Source organism: Kamptonema sp. UHCC 0994 (assembly GCF_029167235.1).
Classification (GTDB): Bacteria; Cyanobacteriota; Cyanobacteriia; order Cyanobacteriales; family Microcoleaceae; genus Kamptonema.
Genome location: NZ_JARFTR010000021.1, coordinates 18,276 through 27,821, shown reverse-complemented (window position 1 = coordinate 27,821; position 9,546 = coordinate 18,276). Strand labels below are relative to the sequence as shown.

Below are 9,546 nucleotides of genomic sequence, written 5' to 3'. Positions count from 1 at the left end.
GGTATTGTCACCGCCAAGATGGCGGCGTTACGGATCTTTTGCGTAAGTTAGGATGAGGATAATATAGTCCGCGTTGCTCTGCATTCATCTGCGGTTAAAAAATGATATTAGGCAAACTTTTCTAGTATGCGGACGATAAAATTTACTGTTAAATAGCCTACTCCTAATACAAGAATCACAAACAGAGCCATGCTAAAAATAGAGCGAAATTGCTGAATATATTTGTTGTCTGATTTCATCTTACAAGTTATGATTTTCGATTGGTATAGCACGAGGTAGAAGCCCATCTTAGCAAGGTTTTCAGCAATTTAGCTCTTTTTGCAGTTGTCACAATGGCCACAACGCATAGATTTAGCTGTTTCAAAGCCAAAAGCTTGCAACAAAAATTGCCATCGACACTGACGAGTTGTGAGATAATGGGACATTTGTTGTGCTGCTGTGCGGTTGAGTTGTTCGCTGGGGCGCGATCGCTCAGATTTGTTGATACTGTAGTTAAAGGGATCTCGCCACTGAAGCTGACCTGAACTGTGCAAAACTGATAAGGCGATCGCACCTTCGGGAAATTTGCGGGAGATTGCTTCAACTTCTCCTTGCAATGGCAGTTTTTTGGCTAATTGTTGAGCTATTTGATATTGCGATCGCAATTTATCCTCAAAAAATTCTTGCCGTTGCTTATCTTCTGGATATAACCAACCTGTCGGTTCACTTATTAAGGTTAATGCTTCGGCTGGTTTACCATCACGTCCGGCCCGCCCGACTTCTTGAATATACTCTGATAATAGCAGTGGTGCTTGAAAATGTACAACCCATCTAACATTAGATTTATTAATACCCATACCAAACGCTGAGGTGCAGACAACAAACTGAATATCTCCATTTAACCAAGCTTTTTCTATTTCTCTTCGTGCTTCTGCACTCAATCCGGCATGGTATGCCGCCGTTATATAATCTTCTTCTTCCAGCCATTCTGCTAAACTTTCGCTATCTTTCCTAGTACGAACATAGATTAATCCGGCTTGTGCTTTTCTGGCGTTAATAAACTTTAATAACTGTTGTCGCCTTCCTCTGGGTGTCCAAACTATTTGAACGCGCAAGTGTAGATTTTCCCGATAGGGATTTAGCAGAAATTTTTCTGGTTTTTGTAGTTGTAAAACCTTGTGAATTGTCTGCTGGGTTTGCGGATCGGCGGTAGCAGTAAAAGCTGCAACTGCAATTTTACTACCCGCTGGTTTAGATTTGAGCAAGGTAGAGCGTACAGTTCCCAAACGCTGATAAGCTGGTCTGAAAGTTTCGCCCCATTGTACTAAACAATGAGCTTCATCTAATATTAAACCATTGATTTGGATCTGCGGCTGACTGATAACTTCCCAGACTGGTTTGCTGAGTAATGTTTCTGGGGATAAATACAGTAACCTTAACTGATTTTGCTGTATTTGTTGCAATGTATTCTTTCGCTGTTGTGCAGGTAATTGACTGTGAATTAGTCCCGCAGGGAGCGAGCGATCGCGCAATTCTTGTACTTGATTTTCCATCAATGCTACTAGCGGCGATATTACTAATGTTAATCCAGTTTGTAACAAAGCTGGCAGTTGAAAACAAATAGATTTACCGCCCCCTGTAGGCATGATAATTAGGGCATCTTTTCCTAATAGTAGGCTGTGGACAATTTCACCTTGAGGTGGTCTAAAATCTGCGTAGCCCCAGATTTTTTGGAAGGAGGCGCGTGCCTGATTTAAAGATTCTTGTTCTGGATAATTTTTCACTTTGTTATCTTCGCTCGCAATGACATAGTTATCTTCAGAATAAGATAATTACGTTTAAGTTTAGCATTCTACTTAATTTGATTGACTGAACGGTAGCTTATGTGATATAATAGTAATCCTAAAATGATTTGTAAATCTTTTTTCTGCATTCTACTTAAAATTTTACAATAAATTGGAAAAAAAATGCGCCTAGAAATTCTGTGGAATCAGGTGCTTGAACGTCTCCAGGTACAACTAAGCCGACCTACCTTTGAGACGTGGATTAAAACTGCCACTCCTGAGCAACTGGAAAATAACTGTTTGATCATCCGCACACCGAATCCTTTTGCTAGAAATTGGTTGCAAAAATATTACATTAAAACAATTGCTCAAGTAGTCGAAGACATTCTAGGTCATTCCGTCGATATCTACCTCACAACCCTTAACGGAGATGATACTACTAACAATGGTTCAGAACTAATTTGGCCATCCCCCGATATTCCAGAAAACTATTCTCACCAACAGCCTAAACCTGCTAACTTAAATCCTAAGCATATATTTGCTCGTTTTGTTGTAGGTTCAAATAATCGCATGGCTCACGCCGCCTCCCTCGCAGTGGCGGAGTCTCCAGGGCGAGAATTCAACCCCCTATTTCTCTGCGGTGGCGTAGGTTTGGGCAAAACTCACCTGATGCAAGCTATCGGTCATTATCGCCTGGAAATTTACCCAGATGCAAAGATTTTTTATGTTTCAACTGAGAAATTTACTAACGATTTGATTGCAGCAATTCGTAAAGATAGTATGCAAAGTTTCCGCGATCATTACCGGGCGGCCGATGTTTTATTAGTAGATGATATTCAATTTATAGAAGGCAAGGAATACACCCAAGAAGAATTTTTTCACACCTTTAATACTTTACACGAAGCGGGCAAACAAATAGTATTAGCTTCCGATCGTCCGCCTAATCAAATTCCCCGCTTGCAAGAACGCCTATGTTCCCGGTTTTCAATGGGGTTAATTGCCGATATTCAATTGCCAGACTTGGAGACACGGATGGCGATTTTACAGAAAAAAGCTGAATATGAAAATATGCGGCTACCGCGAGATGTAATTGAATATATTGCTTCTAGTTATAAGTCAAATATTCGGGAATTAGAAGGAGCTTTAATTCGGGCTGTGGCTTATCTTTCGATTACGGGTTTACCGATGACTGTGGATAATTTAGCACCAATTTTGAATCCTCAAACTGAGAGATTGGAAGCATCACCGGATGTTATACTGACAGCAGTAGCAGATGTATTTGACCTTTCAGCAGAAGAATTAAAAGGCCATTCTAGACGCAGGGAAATTAGTCTTGCTCGTCAAGTAGGAATGTATTTGATGCGGCAGCATACAGATTTGAGTTTACCTAAAATTGGCGAGGTTTTTGGCGGTAAGGATCATACGACGGTACTTTACAGTTGCGATAAAATTGCTCAATTGCGGAATACTGACCCGAATTTGTCTCAAACCTTGCGTCAGTTAGGCGATCGCATTAATGCTGTCAGTAGATCGCAAAATTAACCTAAGTAATCTTAGGTTTTCAGCAATCTATCCTATCCTAACCACCTTGGCGGTTGCTATACCACCGAGACGGCGGCGCGACACTAGACAACTTTAACGATTTTTCCACAAGTTTTCCACAGGCAAGTCATCCTTAAAACATAAGTACAGAAACAATTCCGTAACCTTTTCCACATTTTCCACAAGAACTCAGTAGGTCAATACTGAGGACTGCAAGAATACTGAGAATAGTGATAAGATTCTTTCTGTGTCAGGGCGGGTTCTAAATCCCCATTGGACTTACCGGCTCCTCAAGATATTGTCAAACTCAACCGCACAAATACCAAGCCCTACATTTAGCATCGCAATGAAACTGATTTGTACACAAAGTGACCTCAATAGCAACCTTTCCCTAGTCAGTCGGGCGGTTCCCTCTCGCCCGACACATCCGGTACTTGCTAATGTTCTATTGGTAGCCGACGAAAAAACGCAGCGGGTGAGTTTAACAGGGTTCGATCTTAGCCTGGGAATTCGCACTAGCTTTGCAGCACAGGTGGATGAAGGCGGTAGTTTTACTTTACCTGCAAAGTTGCTCAATGATATTATTTCCAGGCTGCCAGATGGAGAGATTAGCTTAGATGATGATGCAGGGGAGGCGATCGCAACTGTCACATCCTCATCAGGCAAATATACAGTTAGGGGTATGGGGCCCGAAGAATTCCCAGAATTGCCAGAAATAGAAGGAGGAGAATTGATTAATTTGCCTCCAGAAGCCTTGATCGCAGGCTTAAAAGGAACTTTATTTGCTACTAGCCCCGACGAGACAAAACAAGTCTTGACTGGTGTACATTTAAAAGTGCAGCAAGATAGCCTAGAATTTGCTGCTACTGACGGCCACAGATTGGCGGTAGTAGAAACAGCTAAAGTGAGCGATCGCGAATATGACGAAACCTCATTACCAACTCAAGAATCCTCCGCTATATTTGAGATCACTGTACCAGCAAAAGCCCTGCGAGAAATAGAAAAAATGGTGGCTGCTGGTCAAAGTAGCGAACCTGTAGCCCTACATTTAGATCAAGGTCAAATTGTATTTGAATGGGCAGATCAACGGTTGACGACGCGGACTTTAGAGGGGCAATATCCCAATTATCGGCAGTTACTTCCGCGCTCCTTTGAACGGCTAATTACACTGGAAAGGCGATCGCTTTTAGCAGCAGTAGAAAGAATTGCTGTTCTTGCAGATCAAAAAAATAATATTCTCAAGTGTAGTATCGATGCTGAAAATCAGAAAGTAACCTTGTCTGTGGATGCCAAAGATGTTGGTACTGGTACGGAATCTATGTCTGCTCAAATCTCCGGGGAGAGTATAGATATTGCCTTTAATGTCAAGTATTTGATTGATATTTTGAAAACTGCTCCTTCTGCTGAAATTCAAATGCAGTTAAATGAGGCAACTGCTCCTGTAATTATTAGACCTTTGGGGGGAGTAAATGCCACATTCCTGGTGATGCCGGTGCAGTTGAGAGCTTGATTTTTGGAAATCAACTATTCTATTCCCTTCTTCCCCTAGCCCCTAGCCCCTAACCGACGAAAGCGGTTGCTATACAAACAAAGTCCGCACTTCGACAAGCTCAGTGAAGACCTATAGTGCGGGTTTTGTCTGTGTACACGCGGTTTTAACCGCCCACCTCACCTTAAACCAAGGGCAGCAAAATTTCAAATTCAGTTCCCGTACCCGGCGTAGAGTGCAAATTCAACTTACCATTATGTTTTTCAGTCACAATTTGATGAGTGATTGCCAACCCTAACCCCGTCCCTTTTCCCACAGGTTTAGTAGTAAAAAACATCTCAAAAATTCGCCGCTGAATTTCTGGAGGAATTCCCGGCCCATTGTCAGAAATTCTGATCGCTACTCCAGAGTAATTTTTAATATCTTCTTCCTTTTCTCCATCGCTAAACTCATGGTGATTGCTCACCAGTGATAAAGTCTTTTTCCCTTCTTTTCGCTCAATAGTATTATTTGGAATTAATTCAGAATTCCCACAGCCTCCCTCGAAACTTTCTATGAGTTCAGTTTCAATCTTAATAACACGCGAGTCTGTTCCTTCCCCCTCTAACTCTTCCAAAGCATCAATCGCATTGCCAATTAAGTTCATAAAAACTTGACTGAGCTGACCCGAATAACAACTAATTGGGGGCAAATCTCCATAGTTTTTAACCACTTTAATGCTGTGTTTAAGGCGGTTTTTGAGAATCAGAAGCGTACTGTCAATACATTCATGGATGTTAGCTTCTCTGCGGTTCGCCCCGTCCATGTGAGAAAAACTGCGGAGGCTAGTCACAAGTTCATTTAATCGCTCTGCTCCTACTTTCATACTTTGAAGAATTTCGGGCAAATCTTCTTGTAAAAATTGAAATTCTATGTCTTCTTTGATTTCCTCAATCTTTTGGCTGGAGTTTGCCATTTCTACATCGTAAGCCGACAGCAGCCGCATCAAGTCTTCAGAATAGTTTGTGAGGAAACCTAAATTTCCAAGAATGCAAGTAACGGGATTTCTAATTTCGTGGGCTACTCCAGCTACCATTTGCCCCAAACTCGCCAATTTTTCCGTTTGAATCATTTGAGCTTGGGTTTGTTGGCGTAGTAACTTAGTAGCGAGTTCGTGAATGTAAGATTGAGCGACAAGTAGTTCATGTACGTCCAACATTTTGTAAACTTCAGGCGGGTGTTGTACGACAATTGGTTCGTAAAGTAGTTCTTGCGATCGCTGTAATGAGCGACGAGCCGCATCTACAATTAATGTATCGCTGGGAAACATTAAAGTATCAGTCTGAGCAAATCGATATAAGGACTTTAGAGGTCGCTTTAAAAACAATTCTCGCCCAAAAGGGCGGCTGATATATTCTAGAAATCGCCGCCGAGAAATCATGCCAGCAAACTGATTTTGATCTGTCAAAACAACTCCTGGCAAGAGGGGGTAGGCTTCAAACATCTGAGCCACTTTCATCCCTATATCTGTAGGCTTAACCTGAAAATCGTAAAGGGGAAGCTCTTGAATAGTTGAGTCTAAACGGAGGTCTTGTCTGGAAACCTCTGGCATGGGTGTAACTAACTTTTCGACGCTAGAAGTATTTAGCATAAATTAATGGGAGTTAAAACTGAGGATGTATGGCAATATGACTGGGAGTAGGATAAAGATCCTAAGCACGTAAGTACCGAAGCACTTCGATGTGCTTTATTTTCACAAATTCTCCTTAATATTGCTGAAATAGGGGATAGCTTCGTCTAGGTATTATAGCCAAAATAGACGTTCCATGACAATTATCTTTAACTTTATTTTAAATCTGTTTCGAGTGGTTTGCACTGTTTTTATTTAATTAACAATTTCTTAAACTTTTAACCTGTTATTAATCTTTATCTCCTTGTAATCTGCTATATAATCAACTTACAAGCCTCTATCCTAGGAGTATCCGCTAGGTGCTTTATCCAATCAAGGTAATAGACATTGAGTTGAGCAGTCCCCTCGTTACTATTGAAAATTTGGACGGGTTTATGGGATTGCAAGCATTGGTACGCCTACATGGTAGACCAATTGGGTATATCAGTGCTCCGGTAACAGCAGGAAAAATTAGTGCCAAAACTCTCAGCAAACTTATCCTAGAACAGCACCATCAAAAAATTATTATTCATCTTTTAGAGAAAGGACTCTTCAAGACACCACCACCGACAGGATGGAAATTTGAGGATTTATTAGATTTACCTCCTCTCAAGTGGACGGGAGATTGGCCTTTAGTTACAGTAGCAGTTTGTACAAGAGATAGGACTGATGACTTAGAATTATGTCTCAATAGTTTAGTTAATCTTGACTATCCCCACCTCGATTTATTAGTCATAGATAACGCCCCCGCATCAGACGATACCGAGAAACTAACTAAAACTAAATATCCCCAAATTCGCTATGTTAAAGAACCACGACCGGGATTAGACTGGGCAAGAAACCGGGCAATTATTGAAGCAAAAGGTGACATTATTGCTTATACTGATGATGATGTAATTGTAGATTTAGGTTGGGTAAAAGCCCTAGCTAAAGTCTTTGCTGAAGAGCCAAAAGTAATGGCAGTAACAGGTTTAGTTGTTCCTTACGAATTGGAAACTGAAGCCCAAGTTCTATTTGAGGAAAACGGCGGTTTTGGCAGAGGTTTCGAGACAAAAAGATATCAAATTAGTCCCGATAAAAAGTTACCCTGGTCGTTTATATCAACTCCTTGGATAGCCGGTACAGGCGCAAATATGGCATTTCGGCGATCGTTGTTTGCCCAAATTGGTTACTTCGATCCGGCCTTAGATGTTGGGACTGTAACTAACGGTGGTGGGGATTTAGAAATATTTTTCCGCACTGTGAAAGAAGGACATCTGCTAGTTTATGAACCCAGTGCCTTAGTTAGACACTGCCATAGACGGGAATATGAAAAATTGAAATTACAAGTTAAAAATAATGGAGCTCTATTTGCTTGCTTTGTGCGTGAAGCTATTGCATATCCAAACGAACGTTTATCTTTATTGCGGGTAACGTTATGGCTAGTAATTTGGTGGCATTTACGCAATTTATTTGTGTCATTAATGAATGCAAGTAAATGGCCACGTGATTTGGTACTAGCTGAACTTCGGGGTTCCGCGATCGGTTTCACAACTTATCAAAAAGCCAGCAAAATTGCCTCTGATATTGAAGCCAATTTCGGCTCTTTACCTTCCCTAGAACTGCCAGAAAATGCAGCATTGCCTCAGAAACCTCAATATCCAGGAGGAACCGCAGTCCAAACCTTAGAACTGACAGAAGCTGTGACAAATCCCCTCACTGATGTGACAGATTATAGCTCAGTGAGGCTATTTGTCACCTGGAAGGGATCGGCGATCGCACACTTTGACATCCCCAACAATTACCAACCAATTAGCGCAACTCATTTGCGGCAACTATTAAGTGAAAAATTTGGGCTCAAATTGCTCAATCCAACGCGCAATATCAGCGACGAATTTCGCGCAGCAGAAGCGATCGCCTATTTGAGACGCTACTACAAACCAGCAGAAAAAACACAATTCCAAACTCCTCTAAGTTTACCAATAAATGTTTCCGTATCCGTAATTGTAGCAACTTACTCCCGGCCAGATGACTTGCATAATTGCCTCACTCAATTAACCGCCCAAAAGTCCCCCCGAAAAGTAGAAATCATCATCGTTGACAACAATCCAGATTCAGGATTAACACCCCCAATAGTTGCCAAATTTAAGAACGTTATCTTAATTACAGAACCCCGCCAAGGACTCGCCTATGCGCGGAATACTGGCATTGCCGCGAGCACTGGAGATATTGTAGTAACAACCGATGACGATGTAGGACTTCCCTCTGGTTGGTTAGAAAAACTATTAGTTCCCTTTAATAGACCAGATGTAATGGCAGTTACTAGCAACGTTTTACCTGTAGAATTAGAAACAGAAAGCCAGTGGTTATTTGAACAATACGGTGACGGTGGTTTAGGACGTGGTTTTAAACCTTTTGAGGGTACGGGGGATTGGTTTAGAAAGTCTTGGCGTTATGCTGTTCCCGCGTGGAAATTGGGGGCGACGGCTAATGCGGCCTTTCGATCTAGTATTTTCAGCTATCCTGAAATTGGTTTGATGGATGAAGCTTTAGGTGCGGGAATGCCCTCTGGTGTGGGAGAAGATACCTATTTGTTCTATAAAATTATGAAAGCTGGCTATACAGTAGCCTACGAACCGCAAGCCTTTATTTGGCATAGACACCGCCGGGATTTACCTGCTTTGCGCCGTCAATTGCACAATTATAGTAAAGGAATTGTGGCTTATCAACTGACAACTTTGCTAAAAGACGGCGACTTGCGATCGCTAATACTATTAGGAATTGATGTTCCTTTATGGCACGCCTCGCGCATTAAATCCCGATTGAAAGGTCAAACTGATTATCCTATAAACCTAGTGCTACATGAAGCATTAAGCCATCTACCTGGGCCTTGGTCGCTGTGGCAATCTCGCCTGCGTGTCCAGCAAGAAGGTTATAGTGAACCTTATATTCCTGTGTCAGAGCGATCGGTACATTAATTGCATTTTCCTCCTACTTTCTACATTACCATGAAATTTATTAATCCCAAAACCGACTACGCCTTTTGACAGTTAACAGTTGACAGTTGACAGTTGACAGTTAACAGTTGACAGTTGACAGTTGACAAATAACAGTTAACAAATAAC

6 protein-coding genes are annotated in these 9,546 nt (G+C 41.6%); 3 read left to right on the top strand and 3 right to left on the bottom strand.

The features are described 5' to 3' along the window. Window positions 1-107 precede the first annotated feature (107 nt). Entirely contained in the window at window positions 108-239 is a 132-nt protein-coding gene (locus tag PY364_RS02285; protein ID WP_275520140.1) for a hypothetical protein, read from the bottom strand. A 69-nt stretch (window positions 240-308) separates the two neighbouring features. Beyond that, entirely contained in the window at window positions 309-1,763 is a 1,455-nt protein-coding gene (locus tag PY364_RS02280; protein ID WP_275520138.1) for an ATP-dependent DNA helicase RecQ, read from the bottom strand. A gap of 183 nt (window positions 1,764-1,946) precedes the next feature. Here PY364_RS02280 and dnaA point away from each other — a divergent pair, with 183 nt between their 5' ends. Together dnaA and dnaN are read left to right on the top strand one after the other, a co-directional pair. Next, on the top strand, window positions 1,947-3,305 hold the full coding sequence (dnaA, locus tag PY364_RS02275) for a chromosomal replication initiator protein DnaA (RefSeq protein WP_275520136.1): 1,359 nt from the start codon (window positions 1,947-1,949) through the stop codon (window positions 3,303-3,305). Between the two features lie 346 nt (window positions 3,306-3,651). Further along, the gene (dnaN, locus tag PY364_RS02270; protein ID WP_275520134.1) at window positions 3,652-4,815 is read left to right on the top strand and encodes a DNA polymerase III subunit beta; all 1,164 of its coding nucleotides are present in this window, start codon (window positions 3,652-3,654) and stop codon (window positions 4,813-4,815) included. Window positions 4,816-4,978: 163 nt separating this feature from the next. On the opposite strand, the gene PY364_RS02265 is transcribed toward dnaN, so the two are convergent. Then, complete coding sequence (locus PY364_RS02265; RefSeq protein ID WP_275520132.1) at window positions 4,979-6,424, bottom strand: ATP-binding protein; 1,446 nt, start codon at window positions 6,422-6,424, stop codon at window positions 4,979-4,981. 338 nt (window positions 6,425-6,762) lie between these two features. Here PY364_RS02265 and PY364_RS02260 point away from each other — a divergent pair, with 338 nt between their 5' ends. After that, window positions 6,763-9,399: a glycosyltransferase gene (locus tag PY364_RS02260; RefSeq protein ID WP_275520130.1), complete on the top strand. Its 2,637-nt coding sequence runs from the start codon at window positions 6,763-6,765 to the stop codon at window positions 9,397-9,399. Window positions 9,400-9,546 lie beyond the last annotated feature (147 nt).

Bases quoted from the DNA above. Each gene is read 5' to 3' on its own strand.
- PY364_RS02285 (WP_275520140.1), bottom strand. From the start codon at position 239: ATGAAATCAGACAACAAATATATTCAGCAATTTCGCTCTATTTTTAGC.
- dnaA (WP_275520136.1), top strand. From the start codon at position 1,947: ATGCGCCTAGAAATTCTGTGGAATCAGGTGCTTGAACGTCTCCAGGTA.
- dnaN (WP_275520134.1), top strand. From the start codon at position 3,652: ATGAAACTGATTTGTACACAAAGTGACCTCAATAGCAACCTTTCCCTA.
- PY364_RS02265 (WP_275520132.1), bottom strand. From the start codon at position 6,424: ATGCTAAATACTTCTAGCGTCGAAAAGTTAGTTACACCCATGCCAGAG.